Source organism: Nostoc sp., from assembly GCF_036916985.1.
GTDB lineage: Bacteria > Cyanobacteriota > Cyanobacteriia > Cyanobacteriales > Nostocaceae > Nostoc.
In genome coordinates, this window is record NZ_JBALFD010000064.1 from 1 (window position 1) to 26,325 (window position 26,325).

General features: G+C 41.0%; 25 protein-coding genes and 1 pseudogene. 7 read left to right on the forward strand and 19 right to left on the reverse strand.

Annotated features, from left to right (window positions below):
* A partial coding sequence (locus V7L07_RS21220; RefSeq protein ID WP_335060875.1) for a CHAT domain-containing protein occupies positions 1 to 3,105 on the forward strand: 3,105 nt, incomplete at its 5' end.
* Here V7L07_RS21220 and V7L07_RS21225 read toward each other — a convergent pair.
* Together V7L07_RS21225 and V7L07_RS21230 are read right to left on the reverse strand one after the other, a co-directional pair.
* Positions 3,102 to 3,470, reverse strand: coding sequence for a hypothetical protein (locus V7L07_RS21225; protein ID WP_335060876.1), 369 nt, complete (start codon positions 3,468 to 3,470; stop codon positions 3,102 to 3,104). The two genes, V7L07_RS21220 and V7L07_RS21225, sit on opposite strands and share 4 nt — an antisense overlap.
* Before the next feature lie 244 nt (positions 3,471 to 3,714).
* Positions 3,715 to 3,831, reverse strand: a pseudogene (locus V7L07_RS21230) (M42 family peptidase); the annotation flags it as partial.
* Here V7L07_RS21230 and V7L07_RS21235 point away from each other — a divergent pair.
* A complete protein-coding gene (locus tag V7L07_RS21235; RefSeq protein WP_335060877.1) occupies positions 3,816 to 3,977 on the forward strand; it encodes a hypothetical protein in 162 nt (53 codons plus the stop codon). The pseudogene V7L07_RS21230 and the gene V7L07_RS21235 overlap by 16 nt on opposite strands.
* A 25-nt stretch (positions 3,978 to 4,002) precedes the next feature.
* On the opposite strand, the gene V7L07_RS21240 is transcribed toward V7L07_RS21235, so the two are convergent.
* The 3 genes from V7L07_RS21240 to V7L07_RS21250 all read right to left on the reverse strand — a co-directional run bounded on the left by V7L07_RS21240 (position 4,003) and on the right by V7L07_RS21250 (position 7,972).
* The gene (locus V7L07_RS21240; RefSeq protein WP_335060878.1) at positions 4,003 to 5,037 is read right to left on the reverse strand and encodes an SGNH/GDSL hydrolase family protein; all 1,035 of its coding nucleotides are present in this window, start codon (positions 5,035 to 5,037) and stop codon (positions 4,003 to 4,005) included.
* Positions 5,038 to 5,534: 497 nt separating this feature from the next.
* Positions 5,535 to 6,935 carry an S-layer homology domain-containing protein gene (locus V7L07_RS21245; RefSeq protein ID WP_335060879.1) on the reverse strand — a complete coding sequence of 467 codons (1,401 nt, stop codon included), beginning with the start codon at positions 6,933 to 6,935 and terminating at the stop codon, positions 5,535 to 5,537.
* A gap of 860 nt (positions 6,936 to 7,795) precedes the next feature.
* Positions 7,796 to 7,972, reverse strand: coding sequence for a hypothetical protein (locus V7L07_RS21250; RefSeq protein WP_335060880.1), 177 nt, complete (start codon positions 7,970 to 7,972; stop codon positions 7,796 to 7,798).
* Positions 7,973 to 8,577: 605 nt separating this feature from the next.
* On the opposite strand from V7L07_RS21250, the gene V7L07_RS21255 reads away from it, so the two are divergent.
* Positions 8,578 to 9,783 carry a histidine kinase gene (locus V7L07_RS21255; protein WP_335060881.1) on the forward strand — a complete coding sequence of 402 codons (1,206 nt, stop codon included), beginning with the start codon at positions 8,578 to 8,580 and terminating at the stop codon, positions 9,781 to 9,783.
* A gap of 19 nt (positions 9,784 to 9,802) precedes the next feature.
* Here V7L07_RS21255 and V7L07_RS21260 read toward each other — a convergent pair whose 3' ends face one another.
* Complete coding sequence (locus V7L07_RS21260) at positions 9,803 to 10,831, reverse strand: PleD family two-component system response regulator (protein ID WP_335060882.1); 1,029 nt, start codon at positions 10,829 to 10,831, stop codon at positions 9,803 to 9,805.
* The gene (locus tag V7L07_RS21265; protein WP_335060883.1) at positions 10,819 to 11,022 is read right to left on the reverse strand and encodes a hypothetical protein; all 204 of its coding nucleotides are present in this window, start codon (positions 11,020 to 11,022) and stop codon (positions 10,819 to 10,821) included. Before V7L07_RS21265 ends, V7L07_RS21260 begins: the two co-directional genes overlap by 13 nt.
* Positions 11,023 to 11,610: 588 nt before the next feature.
* Between V7L07_RS21265 and V7L07_RS21270 the strand changes: the two genes are divergently transcribed.
* Positions 11,611 to 11,871: a chlororespiratory reduction protein 7 gene (locus V7L07_RS21270; RefSeq protein ID WP_335060884.1), complete on the forward strand. Its 261-nt coding sequence runs from the start codon at positions 11,611 to 11,613 to the stop codon at positions 11,869 to 11,871.
* A gap of 150 nt (positions 11,872 to 12,021) precedes the next feature.
* On the opposite strand, the gene V7L07_RS21275 is transcribed toward V7L07_RS21270, so the two are convergent.
* On the reverse strand, positions 12,022 to 12,591 hold the full coding sequence (locus V7L07_RS21275; protein WP_292849317.1) for a DUF2854 domain-containing protein: 570 nt from the start codon (positions 12,589 to 12,591) through the stop codon (positions 12,022 to 12,024).
* Between the two features lie 277 nt (positions 12,592 to 12,868).
* Between V7L07_RS21275 and V7L07_RS21280 the strand changes: the two genes are divergently transcribed.
* Entirely contained in the window at positions 12,869 to 13,042 is a 174-nt protein-coding gene (locus V7L07_RS21280; protein WP_335060885.1) for a hypothetical protein, read from the forward strand.
* A gap of 130 nt (positions 13,043 to 13,172) precedes the next feature.
* Here V7L07_RS21280 and V7L07_RS21285 read toward each other — a convergent pair whose 3' ends face one another.
* Together V7L07_RS21285 and ppk1 are read right to left on the reverse strand one after the other, a co-directional pair.
* The gene (locus V7L07_RS21285; RefSeq protein WP_335060886.1) at positions 13,173 to 13,589 is read right to left on the reverse strand and encodes a response regulator; all 417 of its coding nucleotides are present in this window, start codon (positions 13,587 to 13,589) and stop codon (positions 13,173 to 13,175) included.
* 554 nt (positions 13,590 to 14,143) lie between these two features.
* Positions 14,144 to 16,324, reverse strand: a complete 2,181-nt coding sequence (ppk1, locus tag V7L07_RS21290) for a polyphosphate kinase 1 (RefSeq protein WP_335060887.1) — start codon at positions 16,322 to 16,324, stop codon at positions 14,144 to 14,146.
* Positions 16,325 to 17,121: 797 nt separating this feature from the next.
* Here ppk1 and V7L07_RS21295 point away from each other — a divergent pair.
* Positions 17,122 to 17,553 carry a hypothetical protein gene (locus V7L07_RS21295; protein WP_335060888.1) on the forward strand — a complete coding sequence of 144 codons (432 nt, stop codon included), beginning with the start codon at positions 17,122 to 17,124 and terminating at the stop codon, positions 17,551 to 17,553.
* A gap of 366 nt (positions 17,554 to 17,919) precedes the next feature.
* On the opposite strand, the gene V7L07_RS21300 is transcribed toward V7L07_RS21295, so the two are convergent.
* A complete protein-coding gene (locus tag V7L07_RS21300) occupies positions 17,920 to 18,063 on the reverse strand; it encodes a hypothetical protein (protein WP_335060889.1) in 144 nt (47 codons plus the stop codon).
* Between the two features lie 402 nt (positions 18,064 to 18,465).
* Between V7L07_RS21300 and V7L07_RS21305 the strand changes: the two genes are divergently transcribed.
* Entirely contained in the window at positions 18,466 to 19,368 is a 903-nt protein-coding gene (locus tag V7L07_RS21305) for a cation diffusion facilitator family transporter (RefSeq protein ID WP_335060890.1), read from the forward strand.
* Positions 19,369 to 19,460: 92 nt separating this feature from the next.
* On the opposite strand, the gene V7L07_RS21310 is transcribed toward V7L07_RS21305, so the two are convergent.
* From V7L07_RS21310 to V7L07_RS21345, 8 genes are all read right to left on the reverse strand, one after another.
* The gene (locus tag V7L07_RS21310; RefSeq protein WP_335060891.1) at positions 19,461 to 19,865 is read right to left on the reverse strand and encodes a response regulator; all 405 of its coding nucleotides are present in this window, start codon (positions 19,863 to 19,865) and stop codon (positions 19,461 to 19,463) included.
* 1,560 nt (positions 19,866 to 21,425) lie between these two features.
* Positions 21,426 to 23,048 (reverse strand): glutamine-hydrolyzing GMP synthase, encoded by a 1,623-nt coding sequence (gene guaA / locus V7L07_RS21315; RefSeq protein WP_334775794.1) that lies wholly within the window; start codon positions 23,046 to 23,048, stop codon positions 21,426 to 21,428.
* A gap of 228 nt (positions 23,049 to 23,276) precedes the next feature.
* Positions 23,277 to 24,392 carry a cobalt-precorrin-5B (C(1))-methyltransferase CbiD gene (gene cbiD / locus V7L07_RS21320; protein WP_335060892.1) on the reverse strand — a complete coding sequence of 372 codons (1,116 nt, stop codon included), beginning with the start codon at positions 24,390 to 24,392 and terminating at the stop codon, positions 23,277 to 23,279.
* 15 nt (positions 24,393 to 24,407) lie between these two features.
* The gene (locus V7L07_RS21325; protein WP_335060893.1) at positions 24,408 to 24,809 is read right to left on the reverse strand and encodes a hypothetical protein; all 402 of its coding nucleotides are present in this window, start codon (positions 24,807 to 24,809) and stop codon (positions 24,408 to 24,410) included.
* A 157-nt stretch (positions 24,810 to 24,966) separates the two neighbouring features.
* Positions 24,967 to 25,425 carry a hypothetical protein gene (locus tag V7L07_RS21330; RefSeq protein WP_335060894.1) on the reverse strand — a complete coding sequence of 153 codons (459 nt, stop codon included), beginning with the start codon at positions 25,423 to 25,425 and terminating at the stop codon, positions 24,967 to 24,969.
* 115 nt (positions 25,426 to 25,540) lie between these two features.
* On the reverse strand, positions 25,541 to 25,792 hold the full coding sequence (locus V7L07_RS21335) for a DUF6887 family protein (RefSeq protein ID WP_334718921.1): 252 nt from the start codon (positions 25,790 to 25,792) through the stop codon (positions 25,541 to 25,543).
* Positions 25,779 to 25,967, reverse strand: coding sequence for a DUF6888 family protein (locus V7L07_RS21340; RefSeq protein ID WP_335060895.1), 189 nt, complete (start codon positions 25,965 to 25,967; stop codon positions 25,779 to 25,781). Before V7L07_RS21340 ends, V7L07_RS21335 begins: the two co-directional genes overlap by 14 nt.
* Positions 25,968 to 26,012: 45 nt before the next feature.
* Positions 26,013 to 26,309, reverse strand: a complete 297-nt coding sequence (locus V7L07_RS21345) for a DUF7734 family protein (RefSeq protein WP_335060896.1) — start codon at positions 26,307 to 26,309, stop codon at positions 26,013 to 26,015.
* Positions 26,310 to 26,325 lie beyond the last annotated feature (16 nt).

Below are 26,325 nucleotides of genomic sequence, written 5' to 3' on the forward strand. Positions count from 1 at the left end.
GCTTTGCCTTTTGAATGGGCAACAACGCAAAATAATCTCGCTGCTGCCTACAGCTATAGAATCAAAGGAGACAAGGCAGATAACATCGAAAATGCAATTGCGGCTTATACTGCGGCTTTAGGTATCCACACCAGAGAAGCTTTGCCTTTTGAATGGGCAACAACGCAAAATAATCTCGCTGCTGCCTACAGCTATAGAATCAAAGGAGACAAGGCAGATAACATCGAAAATGCGATCGCTGCTTATACTGCGGCTTTAGGTGTCTACACCAGAGAAGCTTTGCCTCAAGATTGGGCAATGACGCAAAATAATCTCGGACTTGCCTACAGCAATAGAATCAAAGGAGACAAGGCAGATAACATCGAAAATGCGATCGCTGCTTATACTGCGGCTTTAGGTGTCTACACCAGAGAAGCTTTGCCTCAATATTGGGCAGCAACGCAAAATAATCTCGCTGCTGCCTACAGCCATAGAATAAAAGGAGACAGAGCAGATAACATCGAAAATGCGATCACTGCTTATACTGCGGCTTTAACCGTCAGAACTCCTGAAGCTTTGCCTCAAGATTGGGCAGCAACGCAAAATAATCTCGGACTTGCCTACAGCTATAAAATCAAAGGAGACAAGGCAGATAACATCGAAAATGCGATCGCTGCTTATACTGCGGCTTTAACTGTCAGAACTCCTGAAGCTTTGCCTCAAGATTGGGCAGCAACGCAAAATAATCTCGCAATTGCCTACAGCGATAGAATCAAAGGAGACAAGGCAGATAACATTGAAAATGCGATCGCAGCTTATAGTGCTGCTTTAACTGTCAGAACTCCTGAAGCTTTGCCTCAAGATTGGGCAATGACGCAAAATAATCTCGGACTTGCCTACAGGGAGAGAATCAAAGGAGACAAGGCAAATAACATTGAAAATGCGATCGCTGCTTATACTGCGGCTTTAACTGTCTACACAAGAGAAGCTTTGCCTTTTGAATGGGCAATGACGCAAAATAATCTCGGACTTGCCTACAGCAATAGAATCAAAGGAGACAAGGCAAATAACATTGAAAATGCGATCGCGGCTTATAGTGCTGCTTTAACTCTCAGAACTCCTGAAGCTTTGCCTCAATTTTGGGCAATGACGCAAAATAATCTTGCTGCTGCCTACAGCGATAGAATCAAAGGAGACAAGGCAGAGAATATCGAAAATGCAATCGCAGCTTATAGTGCTGCTTTAACTGTCTACACAAGAGAAGCTTTGCCTCAATATTGGGCAGGAACGCAAAATAATCTCGCTGATGCCTACAGCGATAGAATCAAAGGAGACAAGGCAGAGAATATCGAAAATGCAATCGCAGCTTATAGTGCTGCTTTAACTGTCTACACAAGAGAGGGTTTGCCTCAAAACCATGTAGGATCTTTGTGGGGACTGGGAATTGCTTACCAAAACACAAACCAGTTTACCTCAGCTTACGATAAGTTTAAATCTGCCATTGCCACTATAGAATCTTTACGAGAAGAAATAGTATCTGGAGAAGAGAGCAAACGCAAACAAGCGGAACACTTTAACGAAGTTTATAGCGGCATGGTAGAAGTTTGCCTGGAATTAGATAATATCACCCAAGCAATTGAATATGTTGAACGTAGTAAAACTCGCTATTTAGTTGAACAAATTCTCGAACGTGACTCTAAAACCATCTTTCCTCCAGAAGTATTCACTCAATTAGAAAAATACAGGGATGAAATAGCCGTAGGACAATATCAAATCCAAAATGGCAAAGCTGAAAATCCCAAAGTCCTTGCACAACATCTCCAACAGTTGCGAAAGCAGCGTAATGAATTGCAAAACCAATACTTACCTGTTGGTTATGGTTTCAAATTCGACTCCTTCCAAGCTTCTTTGGATGAGCATACAGCCATTATCGAGTGGTATATTCTCAACAATAAAATTCTGGCGTTTATTGTCACAAAACAAAGAGAGGTAACTATTTGGCAATCCCAGCCAGAAGATAGAAAAGCTTTGACTGATTGGATAATTCAATATTTGCAGAACTACTACACTCAAAAAAAACAATGGCGAAATAACTTAGGGAAAGCACTCAAAGAATTAGCTTCGATTCTGCACATTGATAAAATACTAACCCAGATACCAAAGCACTGCGATCAACTCATCCTAATTCCCCATCGGTTCCTGCACTTATTCCCCCTTCATGCAATTCCAATAAATCAAAATTCTGAAAATTCGTCTTGTCTTCTGGATTTATTTGCTGGTGGTGTGAGCTATGCACCCAGTTGTCAACTACTGCAACAAGTACAACAGCGCAAACGTCCTGATTTTCAATCTCTGTTTGCAATTCAAAATCCTACAGAAGACCTGAATTACACCGATTTAGAAGTACAAGTTATTCAAAGCTACTTTAATACTTCCAACGTTCTGAAAAAAACAGCAGCGACACTCACAGCAATTAATAATACTGACTTAAATACTTACCATTGCGCCCACTTTAGCTGTCACGGGTATTTTAACTTAACAAACCCCGGTAATTCAGCCTTAATTTTGGCAAATGCACCCATCGCAGACACTCCAACAAAACCCGACTCCGAACGTTACCTGAATTTACGAGCAGGGGAAACCCACGATTTAGAAAAATGCCTGACTTTAGATAGAATATTCAGTCTCAAATTAGCAAAATGCCGCCTCGTTACCCTTTCCGCTTGCGAAACTGGATTGATTGATTCTAAAAATACCAGTGACGAATACATTGGTTTACCTAGCGGTTTTCTGTTAGCAGGTAGTCAAGCTGTAGTCAGTAGTTTGTGGACTGTCAGCGATTTATCTACAGCATTTTTGATGATGAAATTTTATGAAAACCTGCAAACAATAAATAGTGTCTCCATAGCACTCAATCAAGCTCAACAATGGCTACGGAATTTAACCATAGAAGAATTTGAAATAGTTTTGGAGCAATATAAGCCGCAAATTGCGACAACGTTAGCACAAATGCGACCCGGACAACGTTTATTATTTCAAGAATATCTGAAACGCATCAGGCAAGGACAATCCTTGCCATTTGCAAATCCTTACCACTGGGCAGCCTTTACTGCAACAGGAGTTTAAGCATCAGGTTTATTTACACCGCAAAATTTCTTTGCCCCTAACTTAAACACACAAATACTCAGTGCAGTTGCCATACCTGGAGGAATCGGAACACCAATTGCGATCGCTTCTATCGCTGGAGCAAGCAATCCAGATTCCAAAGCTTCTCTAACTTCCTCCTGACAGAAAAATTGGCGGCATTTTTCCAGCCAATCATTTAATCCTCTATCTGCTTCTTGTGCAGTCTCGCGCATAACAAGCAGTGCAACTGCATCGTCTAAATAGCCTTCACACTCTTCTATGGTATCTAATGCTGTTAAAGCTTCAGGACTATTCGCCAACTGTCTGCGAAACTGACTAATTTCCTCTGGTGTAACGGTAATCATTTAATAGTTTTAACCAGTAAATAAATATACGAAGCATTCAGCAATTATACATTTAATGCCTAATCTAGAGATATGGCGTAGTTTACAGCCGTAGGCATCGCGATCGCACGACATCAACAGTAGGAATAATGTTGCTGTGCGATGTCTACGACGGGCTACGCCTACGCGCATTTTCGACAACCAGAAAATTCACGCAATTTTGGGTTGATATGCGATCGCTCCTTCAAATCAAAGCCTCGATAAATCACTCAAACTCAGTTTCGCAGAAAGCTTTTAACAAATCGATACAATTAGCGATCGCTCCTAAATGAGCAATTTCATATCCATGTGTATTTTGGGTGGGAAATGCCAAACAAGCAGCACACTACGCACCAGACTTCCACACCCAGCGCCGTAAATCGTTGCATCAATAACTGGTTAATCTCAGCTTCTACACCACTCGGAGAATGGTGCATGGCTAATTATTCAAGTATTTCCAATCAGCGATCGCAATCTCACATCGATTAGTTTAGTTTTCAACTGTTATATGAGATCATTGTGCATCAACAACCCGACCTGCTGAGACAAGTGCCGATCTTTTTTGTTGACGCTTCAACACTCCTACCGCGCCAAAAGCACCAAGAGCTAAAATCCCCAAGTTTATTGAGGGTTCAGGAACAGACTTAGCCTCAATTGCCGCCAATACCGTTTCTGCTATCACCCTATGACCAGCGGTTGTTGGGTGAAAATCGTCCCAAAAGAGAAAATTGTTGTTCACTGGATTACATATATCTAGCCTATCTAGACAAGACTCAGTTACATTTGTAAAACCGAATGTGCTTGCCTGACTAAATAAAGAATTAGTATCAATATAACTAATGTTGAGATTAGGGTTTTGACTCAAACCGCTTACAGTTTGTCCTAAACCTAAGTTAAACGCACTAGTCGAATTACTAAGAGTTGTAGGGTTGCGACCATCTTTATTAGCCCCTGGTACCTGTCCTAAATCTGGCAAGTTAAATACCACAATATTTTTCGCGCCGATCCCTACTAGAGTATTCAACGCCTGCGATATATTACTGATTGGCGTAGCCGAGTCTCCAGGATTAACAAAAAGGAAATCATTCGCACCTGCCCACAATGTATAAAGTGCATTGGGATCGGCAGTTTGATTAGTTGCTTGCAAAATTCCAGCAAAATCAGAGACTTGTTTGAGAACTCCCGGTAAACCTTGATTGGGAAAGACAGCGTTATCTAAACCAGAGGTAGCACCACCGAAAGCGAAGTTTATCCCTTGGGTAGGAATTGGTGTGGGAGGAATAGTAGTGAAATTTATATCAGTTACTAAAGTGGGCTGTAATCCTAGTTGATTTCCAAGATAATCCACCCAGTTTCGCCCATTAGAAAAACGTCCTTCAAAGTAAGGTGGGCTTGGAGGATATGTTTGGCCGCTAGCATTGTATATATTACCTGTATCAGAAAGACTATCGCCAAATACATAAAGCTGATCGAAACTCGCAGCCGAGGCTTTGGTCGGCAACATGAAAGAAAATAGAACAAATCCGACTGCGACAGCTTGTTTTTTCATATTTGTTTTATCCGTGGTATTTTTTGGTCTGCTGAAAAGTGATAAAAGGGCGATAGTCTGACAAATTGTCCTTTGAGTTACTTCAATGGGTCGCGCCGAGAATTCCTCAACTTCTCTACAACACGCTACGCGTAGCTTGCTTCTACGAAGTAGTACAGCACAGCAAAAAGGTGAGTAATAGTAGCTCTGGGACTGAGTACTGGGGATTGGGAAAAATAATTTTTCCCAATTTGGTTGGGGTTTGAATCCCCATGAAAATTGTCCCAGTCCCTAATCCTCAATCCCCAATTCAAAACTAAGTACCTTTATTGAGCTATTCTGCGTTATTATACTTAAACTATGCCTTAAAAATTCATAAAACACAGATAAAAACGCTGAAAATACTTAGATTTACATTTTCTTCATCAAAAATCGGGATTTTACAAAGAAATAGCAAAATTTACTACCTAAAAGGTTGTAATTGCTCACTTTTATGTTTAGGCTAAAGTAACTGCTTTTTAACTTCTCTTTAACTTCACAGCCTCAGCAGCCGATACACCCTCACCCTGAGTGCCAAAGTACCACAAAGCCATAGCAGCCTCAGCACGCGTTACTGATTTTTTGGGTTGAAACAGAGTCGTATAACCAAACACCCGCCGAATATTCGATTGTTCGCTATTTTGGTAATCAGCCAACACTGCTCTTAAAGCCTTGGGGTCAATTCGCGCTGCATCTTGGAAACCCCAGGTTTGTTTGACTGTATCTAAGTTAGCAGAGGGTAAAGCTTGGCGAGTATCTAGGGGTAATTTCCACAGTAGTAACTGTTCCCGCGTTAGGGGTGCATCAGGACGAAACAAAACTACTGTCGAGTCTCCAGACAAAGGACTGGGAATTAATCCAGCTTCCGCTAATCCCTGAATAGCAGGAAAATCAGGGTCTTTTGCCGATAAATCACTAAAAACTGGTTGAGTACTTTCTGATGCCAAGCGAATTTGTTTAGCTGGATTGCTGGCATACATAGCATTATTAGCAGCAATTAGCCAACGGGCATATTCCCGATGTGTAACGATTTTACTCGGTTCAAACTGTTTAGTAGTACTAATAGTAGAGTTGCTTTTAATTGTCTTTGGCTCTAAAGACAAAACACCTAATGTAGCCAAGTCTTGGATATGTTGCCGCCATTCTTGCGGTACAATATTAAGATCGTTGAATACCTGAGATTCAGGTGTTGCTGTCGGGATTGTTTGGTTATTAGCCGTACTTGGTGTCTGTACTGCTAAGTTTGCAGGTGGTATTGGGCCAATGAACTGGGGATTTCCTGGTTGAGGAGAAATGGCGTTAGTAGTTTCGCCAGGATTTGTAGTTGGGGCAGGTTGTGCCGTTGCAGGACTATTGGGTACGTAATCAATCAGTAATTCAGTAGCCGTTTGGGGTTGATTCGGTGTGGCGTTAGTAACTGATTTAGGCTGAATGGAAATCTTCAACAGCAAATCGTTACGACGTGCCTCAAAAGCGCCCCCTGCATCATCTGTTGGCTGTTGCAAAATCTGCCAATTATTTGTTTGAAACTGGCTGCGATAAAAGCTAGCAATAAAGTTGCTGGGGTCAGAACTCAACCAACGAGTTGAGATTTTATTTTCTGAACTGCTAGCAGGTGTAACTTCCTCTAGTTTGGCATTGGAATATAGGGGAATATCTTTAGGAAAATCAGCTGGTAACTGGACTGTTGATTGGTTTTGCTGTGCTTGTGGTTGGTTAACCTGAGATTCTCCAAAGACAACTGGATTGCTTTGCAGTTTCGGATCTGCTGCCAAAGATTGCTCTAGGTTTTTGGCGACTGGACTGTTAGCACAGGCTGTTAAGGAAGTGAGTAGAACAGCCCAAATTAGAAATACAGCTGGACGTTTACAGGGAAGCACAGGAAATCACAAATTGAGTTTCAATTCCTACCCTAGCGCAGACTGTTCATTAAATGGGCATTGGGCAAAGACAGTTCCGTTTGCGGATAGCTAAGGTTTAGCCCGTTCCGAATGGGGAATCTCACTTATTTACTCAGCACTCCTGAATGTCACAATGCCACTACCACACATCATAAAATTAGGACTTCGACTACTGTTTGCGTAAGTCCCATCATTCAGATCACCAAAAGACACTACCGACTCGCGGCGTCTTCTTCGTAAATGTCTATGTTGGTGAAGATAATATCTCCAAAAATGAGTAAACGGTAGCAAAAGCTACCGTATTGTCTTTGTTTTACAGCCATTAGGTTTTTATAATTCCCATGCTTACTTATAGAATTCCCTAAAATTCTGGAAAACTAACATTTTTGAAAAAAAAAAGAAATAAAGCTGAAATTCTTGCTAGATAAGAGTTTTATGATTTGGGAGTTCGGAGAAAGTTTAGTTCTTAGATCAAGGCTAAAGCCACCGACTACGAACTGATCAATACTAGATTGTGAATCAATAGGTCGCGCCCTTTCCAATATTTTAGATAACTGTCTAAAATATTCCATTGCTAGAGTGCATGACTAGCTTTAATCTGGTTGCAGATGCACTAGTTGTAATGCGATGCCTACGGCGGGCAAAGCCTACGCCAAGCAACTGAAGTGATAGACTAGGACTAAAGCCCCCCTAGCCTCACCCAAGGAGGGGAAATCAAGTTCGCTAACGCTGGCTTACAATCAATTTTGGAAATTATTCATCTAACGATGGTAAGCTGAGTAAGGCAATCTCTGGAAAATGCCAGTGTTAAGCAATTCCAGGAACTTAGCGTAAGTTCATTATTCTTGGCAACTGGGGTAATAAGCAAAGTAGCTGAGTGTCGCAGCAGTTTTCCTAGCATCTCTAAATTGATTTTCTAGGGAAAATGCTACTTGTGCTATTGTCAAGAGTTTCTTGACAGCCTCGAAAGCAGTGAGTGCTTTCTCTAAAAGTGCGTAGTTTACCGCCGTAGGCATCGCCTCTATGTTATCTAAAGCTTTTCCTTACTAACCCATCCCCTGTTCTTCTAGGAAGGATGGTAGTTTTTAAAGGACAAAGCTGGACATAAGGTGTGCTTCGCAATTTATAGAGACAGTACACAATTAGCTATCGCTATTTTACCAATCATTAGTAAGATTAGGTAAAGGCAGGCAAAAAAGACACTTCATCGAATCACTGGCGGTTGAGAAAACCCTCTACAAAATTGGTCTGAACAGTTAACAGCTTCCTGATAAATTAGATACAATTAGCATCTGTGTTTACTTGGGTGATTGCTTATTCAAAGCAAGTACTCGAATTGACAGGCTGCCTCACTAACCGATTTGACATAGTAATAACGTTTTCACCTGCTAACTCTGGCGAAAATTTTTAATTCAGGGCAAATTAAGACTTATATTCAAGGGGCTTGGGTGTTTCTTGGAGATGAAGTTAGCCAAAAGGCTGAAAAATATGTATCTGATGTCAAAAATGCAGATCGGATAGGAGTATGAAAATCTAAAATATATATTAAGAAGAAAAACAACGACCATCGACAACCGTCAGTCTATTTTACTTTCTGTAAAGCGTCACCGGGTTGTTACCAGTGCTGAAACACGATTACATGCAAGTTTCCCAGGATCAGCCGATTCATTCTGAGGCTCCACTCCAACTGCTGCTGTTTGTCGATGGACGCCCCAAGTCCCGCCAACAGGTACAGCGAATACGTGCTTACTTAAAAGAATTGCAGGCTGAGTATAGTTTTGAACTTCAAACTATTGATGTTGGACAACAACCTTACCTAGCAGAACACTTTAAATTAGTAGCAACGCCAGCTTTAATCAAAATTCATCCCGAACCACGACAGGTTTTAGCTGGGAGTAATATCATAGCGCAATTGAAAAACTGGTGGCCTCGCTGGCAAGTTGCTGTAGACGCCTATTTAAAATTACAAGAAGACTTACAAGAACGTATAGATGATACTGCAAGGGTCACATCACCCAAATCTACTATCCGTTCTGTTGCTGTTTCTGCTGAACTAATCCGACTCTCAGACGAAATTTTTCGCTTGAAACAGGAAAAAGATAACCTCCAAGAGCAGTTACAGTTTAAAGATCGGGTGATTGCAATGCTGGCGCACGATCTCCGCAATCCGTTAACTGCTGCCGCGATCGCCATAGAAACTCTTCAATCTAACTACAATTTAGATACAGGTCAATTTCAACGCCTCAAACCATCCTTGACCGCACATCTCTTAAAACAAGCCCGTAATCAAACTAAGGTTATCGATCGGATGATTGCCGACCTTTTGCAGGTAGGTCGTGGTAAAGATACAGAGTTTCCTATTCTACCACAAAAAGTGCAGCTAGGTAAATTGTGTTTAGATGTACTAGAAGAATTGTGCGATCGCTATACCGCCAAATCCCAAGAGGTAGAAACGGATATTCCCAATGACTTACCTTATGTATATGCTGACCCAGAACGCATCCGGCAAGTGCTAGTAAATCTGTTGGATAATGCCATCAAATATACGCCAGAAGGTGGCAAGATTAGCATTGCTGGATTACACCGCACTACCCAAAAAGTTCAGTTTAGTATTGGTGATACCGGGCCTGGTATTCCTGTAGAGAATCGCGATCGCATCTTTGAAAACCACTTCCGCCTGCAACGGGATGAAGGTACAGAAGGTTACGGCATTGGTCTTTGTCTATGCCAACGTATCGTCTTAGCACATTATGGCCAAATTTGGGTAGACTCTGCCCCCAATAACGGAGCATGGTTTCACTTCACACTACCAGTTTATCCTTCTTAGGTAATGACCAATGACTAATTCACAAACTTGAGACAAAGCGATCGCGCCCCCCGGCCTTTGCTTGATATAGTGCTTTATCTGCCAGCACAATCAAATCCGAAGCTGAGGATTCCCAAGTGGGGACAACAGTTGCCACGCCCATACTTATGGTGACATGCTCACTCACCAGAGATCCGTCATGAACAATTTGCAAATCTTTGATTCCCGCTTGTATCGTTGCAGCAACGTGAAGTGCGCCAGATGCAGGAGTATATGGCATAATCACAGCAAATTCTTCGCCACCATAACGCGCTACTAAATCCTGATGTTTTTGTGCCTTAAGGCTTAACACAGCACCCACCTTTTGTAAACAGACATCGCCAGCTGGATGACCATATCTATCGTTATAAAATTTAAAAAAGTCGATATCACACAAGATCATCGACAGAGGAGATCCCTCTTGTGCGAGATTAATCCACTGAGTATTCAGATAATCGTCAAAGCGGCGACGATTAGCCAACTCAGTTAAGCCATCTACATTGGCCAGGTGATGCAAAGCTTCGTTTGCCGCCTCTAATTGTTTGTATACTTGCGCTTGCTGTAACAGTCGGCGTAATCGCTGGCGCAATACAGGCCAGTGAATTGGCTTAGTAACGTAATCAGTTGCACCAGCGTCAAAAGCACGGTTTACGGAATCCTCATCATCCAAGCATGTGATCATCAAAATGGGAGTGCGCTCCCATATCTTGGAGATAACCGTATTGTTAAGGGTCGAGTCACTATCAAAGTTTGCAAGGGCTGATATTAAATTATTCCTGGCAATCTGGAGCAAGTGCTTACAGCAGGTAAAGCCATCCATCACAGGCATGACAGCATCTAGCAAAACTATATCCGGTTTGATCGTCTCGTAAGCATCTAAACATTGCTTACCATCATTGACCTCGACCACTCGATAACCTTCTTGTTCCATCGCTTTACGCAACAATACGCGGATGGTCTTGTCATCATCAGCCACTAGAATTAGTGGCGGTTGCTTAGTAGAAACAGGAAATGGGCTTATGCCTGACATGAGTTGCCTTCCACTTGCGGGACTATCCTGAAAAAGGCTGTACAATTCGTCGATCGCATGGGGGCGATCGCTATTTTCATCAATGCCAGGATTTGCGGTGGAGGTGTGTCTAGCTTCACAATCAACTGTTTTTTGACAATGGACTGCTCAATGTTCTTGAGCCAAGCAAGCGGTAGATAACTAAATTGCATAGACAATCTATAATTGGAACACGAAGGCAATTATTACCTTTTTGTTCGGCTGTGGTTATGGGAGGAAATGTTACTTTTATATTTCCCAATTGTTAAAGTTAAATTACAACTTTTTTGAGAATTGCAAATAGACACCTTACGCATTTAGTTTTGGAGTTACTTTAGAAACCTAGTAAGACAGAACAAAGCAATTGCCAAAGTCCCCTCAAAAGATAGCTAATACTAAATTCTCAGATCGGCTGACTTAAATTTATTCAGTCTATCCGGTAAGGTTTGCTGGGGTTTAGTATAATTACATAAGGTTGAGATTAAGCCTGTACAAGGCTTGATTATCCATTGACTCTAGTTAAGAAATTAAGTAAAAATTCTTATTTAGTTGTATTCAGAATATTGAGTTATAAAAAAATATATGTGTTTTTATAAAATGTATACAAATATACTAAAAATTAAATTTATCTAATATATTGAACAACTAAATCTTAGGATTTCTTTACAGACTGCACATTAAAATTGCCATCTTAACTAAACAAATAATCAAAAATTCTTTCAAAAATTTCCAAAACTATTTACATTCACTAAATCCTTAAAATGCCAGACTCATTAATGTATCAGCAGGATAATTTTGTTGTCCTAGAAACAAATCAGCCAGAACAATTTCTGACACTATCAGAGTTATTAAAAAAGCTCGAAACAACTCTTCAAAAACTCATAATTCAAGATTTGTCGCCTGACCTACAAAACTTTGATACTGTGGAAGCTCAAGCACAATATTTGCTAGACACCAGCTGCGAATTAGATATTGGCCCTGGACAATATTTACAGTGGTATGCAGTTCGTTTAGAAAAGTAACTTTTTGGTCAGTGATTAAGAGAATCCCAAAAAATAAATTTTTCAATAGGAATACTACTTGCCTAAGTTGCTTAGATAGTCGGCTTCTTAAAGAAGTCGGCTATCTAAATCGTAGATAAAGGCATGGAGTTAGAGTAACAATAATTTTTGTTATTGACTACTGACTAAGGACTCTTTTTGAGTATTAATCAGCGCTAGCTCAATTGTATTTTCAGATGGCTGTGTTATTTGAATCTCCAATCCAGGGCCAAAATAATTGGTCATTTTTTCCTGCTTTTTTTGCCACACATCAAATGGTATTAGCGGTGAATCAAATTCTAGAATTAGGGCATAGCTCCCATTCACTTCTGTTTCTCGCAACCCTGTTACCGTTGGTCGTTCCTGGTCTGTGGGACTTAAACCTAGAAAAGAAAGTGTTGTATCTAGATGAGCGTCTTGACCATAGCAATATCGGGTGATGTCTTTGCGAATTTTATTTTGAGTTTCAGTTGCTTGCTGCTGGCGTAGTATCAATGCTGAAGGTGATGTCGTTTGGCTAAAAGGTACTGGCTTAAGTTCATTAGCTTTTAGCGCCAGCCCTCCCAACAATAGAGGAATCCCGTAAAAAAATCCGACAAGATTGAGCGTGGCATTATTATCAGCATAGGCAATGAAGCCAATGACGGTTAATATACCGCCGATAGTTAAACCGAGTGTTCCCAAAGATATTTGGCGTAGCATGAGCTTAAATTAGTATAAATTCAGAATACCTTAGTTTTATTATCATCGGCTATGAGCAACAAATTAGGGAAGAACATCGTTCCCATCTGGTAGTTAAAAGGTCGAATGAAATTTGCCCTAGCTCTAAGTTGACACGTATGAGTAGGGTTACGGAAGATACAGAGAGTTTCTGACGAAGAAAAGTTACTTTAGTGAACTACTAAGGGCGTACAGTGGCCAAAATATTAGATTTTGAGTTAACTTTAAATTTAAAGGTAGTTAAAGATAGGAAAAAATAATGGATTTACAGACTATAAAAGAACGAATTGCCGCAGTTCAAAGTAAACGGGAGTACCTGTTAAGCCTACTGGAACAACCAAACCTGGGAACTTTGAGAGTTGACGTAAATCAAGCTTTAGAAGAACTAGATGAATTAATTGATGAATTTAGACGCACCATTCCTGTAGAGTAGAAAATATCAAAAATTGCGTCGGTTTAACCCTCAACTTCAGGCTATACCGACGCTTTTTATTACTATCATGTCCTCAAATCCCCAGAATTAAACTAAACCTGAGTTGGCGAAGCAACATAGCTTAATCGGCTTATCCTGCTGCTGAATCATCTCCTGCACGCTTACCTAATTGTCTAACTAAGGCAATAAGTTCACTTGTAGGTACATCTTTCTTACAAACGTCATCAAAGCTAGACATTTCTTTTGTACCCTGGAAATTTACGTCTTCCACTGAGGAGTAAGCAAGGATTTGGGTGTTTGGAGATATAGCTTTAATGTGACTAGACGCACTCCAGCCATCCATGACAGGCATTTGTAAATCTAGAACAATTACGTCAGGATGACAACGTTTAACCATTTCTATAGCTTCTTCACCATTACTGGCTAAACCCACTACTTGAATGTTTTCCTGGCAAGAAAAAACCAATTGTAAGGTTAAACGAGTCAGTTCGTGGTCATCAACTACTAGAACACGCAAGGTAGAAAGCTCACAGGATAACATTAACATTGAGGGGAAAGACAAATTTATTCAGAGTAACCCCTCTAGTTTATGGGAACAAGTACCAGCACTAACTCTATCCTATGGTTGAATAACTTGCGTGAACCCATGACAAAAAACCTAGACAACCGCTCAAAAAATTCAGGTTTTCCAAAATTAACTAAGTTGAGCTAGTTGTCAAGGTATAAATGAAGAGTGCTGAGTTCCGAGTGCTGAGTGCTGAGTTAAAAGACCACGCGACAAGGGGCGGGGCTTGTACCAAGTACACAATTGCTGAGTAGTTCTTCTTACTTACTCGCTTGCCGAGGCACTCAGGACTGAGTGTTGTCAATACGGTTCGGTTAAGGCTTTACTCTTTGTCAAAGTAATTTTTATTAACGTAGACGCGGAGGGCTTGCCGCAGGCTACCGCAAAGGACGCATACTCCTACGGAGAAGCAAGCTACGCGCAGCGTCTCGTCAGAGAAGGAAGAGAAGCTTAACTGAACTGTATTGAGGTATAAGTAACTTATTTTTTAACGCTTTGCAGAAGTCTGCAACCTCAGCGAAGCAGGTTGGATTGCTTCACTCAATCAGGTTTGAGGCTATACCAGTTGAACGTAATGCCATGTTCATAATAATTTTTTGTGAGTTAGCTTCTGGAGAATCATCATAAGGACGACGTTGAATATAACTGCCATCGGCTTGTAATTCCCAAGCTTGGCGATTGTCTGCGAGCATAATTCCCATAATTTCTTGCAAATCTTTGGCAATATCTGGGTCTTTGACTGGGGTAATTACTTCGACTCGGCGATCTAGGTTGCGGCGCATCCAGTCGGCACTACCGATATAGATTTCCTCTTGGGTATTGTTATGAAAATAATAAATCCGAGAGTGTTCTAAAAAGCGACCGACAATGCTGATGATGCGAATGTTTTCACTAATGTCTTTGATTCCTGGACGCAAACAACAAACGCCCCTGATAATTAAGTCGATTTGCACTCCGGCGCGGGAAGCTTCATATAGAGTGGCGATAATTTCTGGATCGACCAGGGAATTCATTTTGGCAACTATACGCCCAGAAAATCCATTTTGAACATTTTCGATTTCGCGGTGAATTAGTGCCAAAAAGCGATCGCGCATATTCACAGGTGCAACCAGCAACTCTCGATAAGACTTTTGCAGGGAGTAGCCTGTCAAGAAATTAAATAAATCTGTGATGTCAGCACCCAATTCTTCACGGCAACTAAATAATCCCAAATCTGTATATAGGCGTGCCGTCTTCGGGTTATAGTTACCCGTGCCAATATGTACGTAGCGACGTATCCGGTCTTTTTCACGCCGTACTACCATGACGGTTTTACTATGGGTTTTCAGCCCTACTAAACCATAGACAACATGAACTCCAACTCTTTCTAGTCGTTTTGCCCAGTAAATATTATTTTCCTCATCAAATCGCGCCTTCAATTCCACCAGTACGGATACCTGCTTGTCATTTTCGGCAGCAGCAATTAAAGCATTGACGATGGGCGAGTCACCAGAAGTCCGGTAAAGGGTCATCTTGATGGCTAATACATTCGGGTCATAAGCGGCACTAGTGATAAAGCGCACCACTGTTTCCGAAAAGGATTGATAAGGATGGTGTACTAGTAAATCCTTTTCCCGAATCACAGCAAAAAAGTCTTTTCCTTCGTCCGTCTCCAAGACATCTGGATCTAAACTCGGTTCTCTCAGCCTTTGCAGGCGTAATGGTACAACAGATTGGCGTGGTGGATCTTTGAGTTCTGGTAATGGCAAGGCCATGAAATACATCAAATCCCGCAGTCCCAAAAGACCGTCTACTTCGTAGAGATCGCTTTCTGTTAATTCCAAATCTTGTAATAATCGCGATCGCACTATTTCAGGAGTCTGGGATTGAATTTCTAGCCGGACTGGACTCCCACCCAACCGTCGTTTTCTTAATTCCTGTTCAATGGCTAACAACAAATCATCTGCTTCATCTTCTTCTAAGACTAAATCAGCGTCACGGGTAATACGGAACGGATGATATTCTTGAATGTTCATCCCTGGAAATAGAGATTCCAAGTTATGAGCGATCACCTGTTCTAAAGGTACTCCAGTCCAGTTGGTGGGTTTGTCGCTGTTCTGATCTCCCAATTCTGGTGGTATGGGTAAAAATCGTGGTAGGACGCTGGGGACTTTCACTCTGGCAAATAATTCTTCTTCGGTGTCTGGGTTTTTGACCACAACAGCTAGATTCAGACTGAGATTAGAAATAAAAGGAAAGGGATGACTAGGATCAACAGCCAAAGGAGTTAAAACAGGAAAGACTTGTTCCTCAAAATAACTGTTGATATGAGTCCGCTGTTTTTGATTTAAATCTATGTAATCCAGAATATGGATGCCATGATTTGCTAATAAGGGTCGAAGTACTTGCTCAAAATGTTGGTGCTGTTTCTTAACGTGGGGAGTGAGGGTAGACCTAATATCGTCTAACTGTTGTTGTGGTGTCCGACCATCGGGGGTTAACAGACTAACTTTCGCCTCTACCTGTTGCTTTAAACCAGCAACGCGCACCATGAAAAACTCATCCAAATTCGAGTTAAATATTCCCAAAAACTTGAGGCGTTCCAGAAGAGGTGTGCGATCGTCACAGGCTTCATGTAACACCCTGCCATTAAATTCTAGCCAGCTTAACTCTCGGTTAAGATAATATTGTGGATCGCTGAGATTGATGGGGGTAGCGCTTTTCTTAGATTTTGCCATAATGACCTAAAGGCAGCAAATGTAGCCCATTGAACTGGGGGACAATAAACATAGTAAGTTAAATGGTGCTTGAGCATAACGCTAAGGCCATTTTTGGCAATGCTAATTTTCCGCCGCAACACAGTGACTTTCTTTGGAACAAGGGGTCTAAAATTTTTGTAGTTTTGCGTAGGCATAAGTAAGTCGTCGATATCGCCTCTGACGCTTACTTTGCACTATCGTGTAGCGTTTTTTTCAGAGAATCACTCTACCCAACCTATAACTATATTTTATAGGTGTTTTCAACTGTGTGGAATATGGTACTTGCATACAGTTGTGTGCCCTGACAAAATATCGCATTCAGATAAGAACTGTAATAAGTCTAGGGAGTCAAATCGTTGTCCACAGCATATTACCCATGAAGATGCACTTAAGATTTCGTCAAGATATGACATGGGCATTTCTGAATATGTGTGACTCATTGTTAAGCAGAGTTTACAGAGAATTATTGCGTTTAAAGTGGTCTAAAGCCTTACCTAGAATGCTTTTGGAATTTGGCTTTCTAAAATCATAGTCTTTGTAAGTATTACCACAATTTCTATACATACATTAAGTAAATCCAAGCCTTGCTGGATATTGATTTTATTGTTGTTGTGCTGATGTTTAGGAGATTCTCGCCAACAATTTTATCTATTAGTTTTTTTAATTTATAACCACTGATATTTTTAAAAATTCCAGTATTGTTACTGAGAAGTTTTCTGGAAAGCGATGGTTATATTGAAAACGCAAAGAAAAACAACACGAGGAGTTTGTTAATCATGAAAATTTCTGCAATTCTCAAAGGAAGCATCTGCTTGTTAGGTTTGGTTAGCGTTGGTAACATCCTGGCTGCACCAGCAAGTGCAAATCAAGCAGCAGCCCGTGGTGCAGTAACTCTTGTTAGAGCTTCAGGTGCTTCTATCAGTGTTAGTGGTGAATTAACTTTGCCCAATAACGCGTTCTTTCCTGGCCCTTTAACAATTACACCTACTTATGGTGCTGGTACAGCAGCTACAGACGATGAAACTATAGCTACTTTGGAAGTAGATCCAGGCACACCTGATACTACTAATCTTTCTACTAGCAGCAATCCTTTTGTAGCTTCAGCAGCAGCAGCATTAGATGCAGCTGTTACAAATAATGATATTGGCGCACAAGCAGCTATCATTCGGGCTGGTGCTGGTGCTAATGGTTTAGGCGGTTTAGAGTAGATTGAATTTTTGTCTCTTAAGTACTTACAAAATTTTCTGCAACTGACAGAACAGTTGAATACATTTTAAAAATAGGGAAGAGATATAGCAATGCTATTTATCTTTCCTATATTTATGTTTTTGGTAAATTTGTCAGCTAACGCAATGTGCAACTTAATATTCTGACTCCTAGAAGGAGAGAGGCTTTAAATTTTCTCCTTTCTCTGAGATGGAATGGGGAGCATCCCAATACAAGCAATTTTACTAAAATTCTTAGGAATAATAATTAAATAACATACAATTTATATCCCTGGTTTACCTCACCCTTAATCCCTTTCCTTATAAAGGAGAGGGAAGCTAGAAACAGGATGAAGTTTTGCATCTTATTTAATCCATGTTCCTTAGTAGAAAAGCATACTCCTTCGCTACACGGTAGCATCTCCAATAGTTGCTGAATGAAGCGATCGTAACATCTGTAGTTTGCGATCGCTTTGCCTCACTACATTCTTCTTGCAATGACAAATTATTCACCAATTTCTGAATAAACCGTCAGCTTTCTTATCCTTATAAGGTAGTAAATAAAACTCATTCAGATTATCAGTTATTTGGAGTAAATACAGACCACTGATGTTCTTCATCATATCTTTGAATACAATTCGATGCAATCTCAGTGGATGTATGAATAACAAAATTAATTAAAATATTCTTGAAATTAATGCTAAAAATACGCGCTTATCTGTCAAAGCTATTACTAATGCCTATCCAGGTTGTAGCTGCTGTTAATTAAAAATAATCTCAATAAATTGCTCTAAAAATAGAGACTATAGAGATACTTAATTCATACTGCGTAAGACTTTGATACATTTTATTTGTGTTTATTTGTATTTTGAGTTCTACATTAGAAGTCATAGAACTTGATGTGATAAATTATCTATGACTTACGATAACCGCGCCGAAGTACGAAAAGTTTTAATTATTACCTTACTGCTCAACTTGTTTGTACTGGGATTAAAAGCACTTGTGGGCTACTGGACAGGTTCTTTAAGTTTGCTAGCTGATGCCTTGCATAGTGTGACAGATAGCGCTAACAATGTTTTAGGATTAGTTGCCAGTAAATTTTCTTCTCCACAACCCGATCGCGAACATCCCTACGGACACCACAAATTTGAAGCAGTAGGCGCTCTAGGAATTGCCTCATTTTTAGGAATAGCCTGTTTTGAAATTCTGCAAGGAGCGATCGAGCGCATTCTCAAAGGCAGTGGTGAACCTGTGAAAATTTCGCCACCTGAGTTGTGGTTATTACTAATTGTCCTGGGTGTGAATATTTTTGTGGCGTTTTATGAACGTGCTGTAGGTAAACGGGTAGGTAGCTCAATTCTCATTGCTGATGCTACACATACCATGAGCGATATTTGGGTGACAATCTCTGTAATTGGCGGCTTAATAGGAGTTTGGCTAGGTTATCAATGGATGGATTTGGTGTTAGCTTTTCCTGTGGCCTTGTTGGTATTTTGGAGTGGCTGGTCAGTTTTAAAAGAGAATTTGCCTTGGCTTGTAGATCAAATGGCGATCGCACCAGAAGCAATACATGCGATCGCTATTTCTGTTCCAGGCGTAATTAACTGTCATGCGATCGCTTCTCGCGGTGTTCTTGGTCGTCAAGTGTTCATTGAAATGCATTTAATAGTGGATGCAGCAGATGTAGAAACCGCCCACCACATCACCGAAGAAGTAGAAAGCCGATTAGAAGAACGGTTCCGTCCAGTGAGAATCTTAATTCACGTCGAGCCACCAGCATATAAATCTGAGCAAATTAGTTTTGAAACGAAGGGATGAGGGAGAAATCAATTCAAAATTCAAAATTAAAGAACTTCTGCTTCCCGCCTCCTCTTTACCAATGCCCAATGCCCAATACCTGTATCTTTGTGTCAACTTTTATAAGATGCAACCAAATTAGCAACGATCGCAACTAGTTCTCCTGGATCAACCGGTTTAGGCACATGAGTCTGAAAGCCTGCTTCCAAAGCGCGGCTACGATACTCGCTATCGCCATAGGCAGTTAAAGCGATCGCGGGTATTTTTCCATAACTATCAGACTTCAGCGCCCGAATTTTGCGGATAAGAGTGTAGCCATCTTCACCAGGCATTGCAATATCACAAATCAAGACATCTGGTTGCAACTCAGGTAGTACTTTCAATGCTACCGCTGCTGATGCAACTGCCGTAATTGCGGCTCCATCAGCTTCCAACACGGTAGTAATGTAAAAACGGCTATCATCATCATCATCAACTACGAGGATGTTTAAGCCAGCAAGGGGAAAAGCAGGTTCCATAACATCTCCATAAACGTTGATTTAATGAAACTTATTTCTAATAATCTGCTTGTTATTTTTTATGGCATCATACCTTTGGTAATTTTACTGCGATCGCGCCTATTTTCCTAGACAATAACTCAATTTGTCTAGCCACCATCCAATTGATGATTAGTCATTCATTGGTATTTATAATTATTGAGTAGATAAAATTATGTTAGTGTTTAAATTCCTTTATATTTAAAAAATTACCTTTCACGAATAGTTGAAGTTTTATAGGACTACTATTTGATTTTTGAAAAGATACGTAGTTGGGTATCAAGGCTAAAATGTTACAAAAAAATGTAGGCTGGGTGGAGGCTTTGCACATTGGTGTCAACTTAAGCTGGAAATAGCTTATCTGTTGGCTTCCATGCCCGCCCGGAAATAAATAAATGAATAATGAGTAATAATTAATACCTATTACTCATTATTTATTACTTATTACTTCAAAAATAAATTTCTTTGGCTTTTAGGCTAAAGTCTACTGAAGTAGACTGGAGATTTTTGGCGATATTTAGTCATCTTCAGATGACTTTAGCTATTATACGGGAATTTCAATTCCCGGCGGACAAGCGGTTTCGCGTTAAGTTGACACCAATGGGCTTTGCGTAACCCAACATCCTGATATATGTTGGGTTCCACCCAACCTACGTCTAATGTACTATTTTAAGCTTGCCACACTAGTAGGGTGCGCTACGCGAAACACTAACGCACTACAAATACTTAATTCTTTCAAAAATCAAACTGGATTCCTATAGAATAATCTTGCTGATTAATAACCGCTTTATTACTAAGGAATAAGAATTAAATAAACGTGAGTTCGATGAACCTCTCCCTCCCAACCTCCCTCTCCGAAACGGAAAGGGAGGAGCAACGAAAAATTAAGCTTTTTGCTCCCCTCTCCGTGTCGGCTACGGTGTACACACAAGTTGTATCTACAAGGGTTTCAAGCTTTCTAGACCCAATAAATTGTCATTACGAGCGGAGCGAAGTAATCGCATAATCCCGTAGTTTTTGCGATTGCTTGTCTGCGACACGCTCTTGCGTTCGTCGTTCCTCCTCTCTACGAGACGCACTCGCGTTCGCAATGACAAGCTTTCGGAGCGATCCAACAGCTTAGGGATAGACGACGAAACCAAGTGTAAGGTGTAATTTCAAGACTTGTGTGTACACCGTAGCCTTATAAAGGAGAGGGAAGCTAGAGACAGGATGAAGTTTTGGATCTTATTTAATCCACGTTCCTAACAGGTTTAGATATTAATCGATGCTTTAAAAATTAAATGTAGTAATACCAAAGTCAAAAAAATAGACAATACCGAGGCTTCAAACAAGTCAGTTCGGCATTGTCATTTTGAAATACAACTGAAGCGGAGGCGGAGACGCTCTGCCACAAATCTTCAATTGGGAGTCAGAAGTAAACTAGGTTTTATCCTTGACTATTAACTTGCAAACTGCTGTATTATGAATCTCAACTAATATAACTAATCTGAATCAGATGAAAGATTCATAAGCTTTGAGTTAAGTCAAATCAAAATTTGATTACTCCCATTCAATGGTTCCAGGCGGCTTAGATGTGATGTCATAAACCACCCGATTTACGCCTTTTACTTCATTCACAATCCGCGTGGAAATCACTTCCAGGACATCATAAGGTACTCTCGCCCAATCAGCAGTCATACCATCTTCACTGGTAACAATCCGCAAAACAATGGGGTAAGCGTAAGTACGTTGATCTCCCATAACGCCAACGCTACGAATTGGTAGCAATACAGCAAATGCTTGCCAGAAATCATGATACATGCCGCGTTGGTTAATTTCTTGCCGGACAATCAAATCTGCATCACGCAAAATGTTTAATCGCTCAGATGTGACTTCCCCCAAGATGCGAATTGCCAAACCAGGCCCAGGAAAAGGTTGCCGTTGGACAATTTCTTCTGGTAAACCAATGGAACGTCCAACTTTGCGGACTTCATCTTTAAATAGTTTCCGCAGTGGTTCTACTAATTTAAATCTGAGGTCTTTGGGCAAACCACCAACATTATGATGACTCTTAATTTTAACCGCTACCCGCTCACCACTTTGGGGATCAACATTGGTGTCAGCAGATTCGATGACATCTGGATAAAGAGTCCCTTGAGCCAGATAGTCAAACTGACCGAGGCGCTTGGATGTTTCTTCAAATACACTGATAAATTCGTGTCCGATGCGGCGGCGTTTTTCTTCTGGATCTGTGACATCAGCGATCGCAGCTAAAAAGCGATCGCGAGCATTAACATACTCTACAGGAATGTGAAATTGCTCTTGAAACAGCTTTACCAATCGCTCCGGCTCATACTTTCGCATAAAGCCTTGATCGATAAACACGCAAGTTAATTGCTCACCAATAGCTTTATACAACAAAAAGGCCAAAGTAGAAGAATCCACTCCGCCAGACAAGGCCAGCAACACCCGCTTTTCACCAACCCTGGCGCGAATTTCTCGAACTGCATCTTCGACAAAAGCTGCTGTTGTCCAAGTGGGTTCGCAATCGCAGATATGGTAGACAAAATTACGAATTAATGCTATCCCACCAATAGAATGTACTACCTCTGGATGGAACTGAACACCATAAAGTTTCCTTTCGTGGTCGGCGATCGCAGCACAGGGAGTATTTTCGGTATGTGCCAGCAATTCAAACCCTGATGGCATTTGGGTAACTGAGTCTCCATGACTCATCCACATCGTAGTACCATCTTCGACATTCGTGAGCAAATCTGTAGGATCATCAATATATAATGAGGCTTTGCCGTATTCACCCCGCTCGGCCTTTGCCACTTCGCCACCGAGTTGGTTTACCATCAGCTGCATCCCATAGCAAACACCCAAGACGGGTATTCCCAAATTCCAGATTTCTGGATCGCAATGGGGAGCCTTTTCACCATAAACCGAACTTGGACCACCAGAGAGGATGATTCCCTTAGGATTGAGTTGGCGCAAATGTTCAGAAGTAGTGCGATAGGACAAAACTTCGGAGTATACTTGAGTCTCGCGGATGCGACGGGCAATTAGCTCAGAATATTGAGAGCCAAAATCCAGAATTACAATCAATTGACGATCAAGCCGCCCAAAATTTTCCAATGTTTGGGGCGCTTCTTGAGTTGGTAGAGTCACCGCTGTATTCATGACGGGAGAGTTATATCTGTTAAGGATAAGTAGATGCTTTGTGGTCTATGGAGATGCTATTATTCAGCCTGGGCAGGCTGATAATGGTATAGAAAGCCTTGACAAACGCAAGTTTATGTGCGTTTGTCAAGTACCGGAGTCGGAGATGGTATTAGAACGATAAATCTACCCTAGAGTGGTTACTTAAAGGATTATTTATTTGGATTGTTTACGATTATTCATAATAAATTAACATAATTTTCCCATCAACAGACCAGCAGTTTTACTCTTCACGATAATTTTGCGATCGCGATCAAAGAGAATAGAGCCGCAGACTGTTACTTTTGTGCCGCTTTCGCTATGACTTTGAATGTATTCTTGGGCACGAACATCGATAGTTTCGGCGATCGCACTGTAAACTTGATTTACCCAATCACTACCAGTTGCAGCATCTAGGGATTTTAGATGTGTTAGTGCTGCTTCAGCAGTAGCACTATTAAACACAGCTTGGATATCTGGTAATTTTAAACCTGCGATCGCACAGTGCGCGGCTAAAATTTCTCGCCGTCCATCAGCTAAGTAATGATGGGTATGAAAAATCCCGCCAGCCAGTTTCATCAGCTTACCGTGATAGCCAAATAATAAGATTTCTTTCACACCCAGCACATCAGCTTCTACTAACATTGGGCCAAGCCAGTTAGCAGTTTTGACCAATTGATCGGGATTAATCCCTAGTTTACGCGCCAAATCTAGGCCATTCTCCCCGATACAGAATACTAAAGTTTCAAAACGACTGGCTTTATTTTGTAATTCTGCCCGAAAAACAGCAAGCTGATCTGGGGTACTTAAGGGTTGAGAAATGCCAGTAGTGCCTAAAAGCGAAAGTCCTTCAACCACACCAAAAGCAGAGTTTGAGGTTCTAACAGCTAGCGATCGCCCTTCAGGTAGAATAATCGTCACCGTGATTTTTTCCCCTGGTGCTAGTATTCGTTGCAAATTCTCTTGCAACAGCCTTTGAGCGTAAGCATAAATAGCCGGCTTATCATCAGCATTTAATTGCCTACCAATCCCTTCGCCACCTTTAATAATTACTGCATCATCACCCTGTTCTCGCCATTCTACCAATGCCCAAATCGGTGTATCTTTAGTCAGGTCAAGATTATCACCGGGATCGCTGCGAGCGATCGCTAAAGCTGTATTCTCAGATAATCCTGCAACCTGTTCAATGGGGATTTCTGCGATTTGAGCGGGTTCAATCAAATCTACAGATGCTAAAGTTAGGGGTTTGCGATCGTGTAACCAGTGTAAAGCTGCAACAGCAGCAGCGCACGCAAAGACGGGAAGTGTGTATCCAGAACGGGACATTTTATATCACTGAACCTAGCATTTTTTCCCCAATTGTGGTTTGATATTAGCTTTGGTAATAACGTCAATACAATCATTGTCTGTAACAATAAAGTAATGAACCACATCCTTAGTTTCCAACATTCCGCAAGATTCATCCACTAACTCCTCTACAATATCTGAATTGGACACCACATATAATGTTTCCTCCATTGGTATAGGCAAGTGCTGGAGTTGCTTGAGCCTGCGTCCTTCGTCTATAACCCGATACACTTCTGTATATGTGAACTTCACTGTGATAGTTTGATTTGGATTGTAAAAAATGAGGTCTATTTCCAGACCATCGTCACTATCTTTAAGCAATTGCACATCACGACGTTTTTTTGGGAAAGCTCCTATCTGCCACGGTTTGTAAGACTGATGTTGAGTTCTATCCACTTTGTTGAGACCTCACATAAACCCACTCTGTTGGATTGAAAATTATGATGTCTAAATAATTCTTCAAAATTGTTCGCGCAGCGTCTCGTAGAGAAAACAGTTTCAGATAGCAATTTAGACCCATCTGTAGCTTGCTTCATGTGATACAGCCGCTTAACTAAAAACTAGGATAGTTTTGATCGCCTTCAAACATCGATTCTAGCTCCTCAACTGCTGCAAGAATTGCCTCTATATCTCCATCTGAAGCCAACTCCTTAATTTCCTTGAGACATTCCAAAACTCCTGTTTTCCCATCTGCAAGCAATGCATTGAACTGATACCAATTGTACAGGTGATACAGCAGGTGATACGCAACACTAGTATCTAGTTCATGACTGGGTTCACGTAAAAATAACTCTAAATCAACTAACCAGTCTATTGCGGCTCCAATCCCATCAACGTAAGTGTGAAAAACAGCAGTTTTCAACATCTCCTCTGGTGCATTGGGATAAGATTGGCGGAATGCCTGTTTTGCCTCGCTGGTCACGTTACTACGTTGTAGCAAGGTTTGTACAATTTCCCAACGTTGTTCTCGATTCAATTGTTTTGGCGTGTTCGCATCTTGTGACTGTTGCATCTCAGCCCATCCAATAATAGCTAACAGTGTAACCAGTCTGTCTTAACTGCGATCGCCTAACCAACACTATAAAAAAGTAGATAACCTTTCTTTGACTTTCTTTGACTTTCACAGATCACTCTTGGTCAGTTGGCTCCAACGCAGTGTTAGCCTGCTGACTACTGCTTCTTGCTGCTTCTAGCTTTTGGCGAATCGCTGCTTGAACCTTCTCATCAAAATCGGGATCGTTGGGGCTTGCGACAATCCTACGCGGACGCTGATTAATCCTGTCCAAGTATGCTTGAAAAGCAGCTTGATCTCCCCGATGCTTGAGAAAATACTGTTTCAATTCAACATCAGACATTAAATCGTAATTAATTCGGCTCATCAGACAACTCTCCGTTGGGTAAAATTTGGAATTCAATCTCTTCGTCATACCCAGCAAGAATGTATACATTACGAGTCCGATTATCAACGCAAATGAGGTATATGGGCTGAAGCATGATATACGTCAGTTGATAGCTAATACGATACAAACTTGTTAGTTGAGCAGCAGTAGGCATTTTAGTTAATTACAGCAAAATTCCGAATTACGAATTTGTAATTAGTTAAACACCTACTTCTAATAATAGAGCTTCCATAGCTTCCCAAGAGAGTCCTTGTTGAATATAACGGGGTGCTTCAGGATTGTAAGGACTGGCTACTCGGTCAATGTTGAGGATGTTTGCCCCATCTGGTAGAACTGGTACATCTGCATCAAATGCCGTTGGACGCATCAAAGAACTGGAAAAGCCTTTGAAAATAGCAATTGTATCTTGCTCATCGGCAATTTCCACCCTTACAATTAGGACTTCTTTGGTGCGTTTAGCGGTGTATTGTTCCAGTCGCTTGCCAATGGAATTCATTTTTTTTAGATTAGGG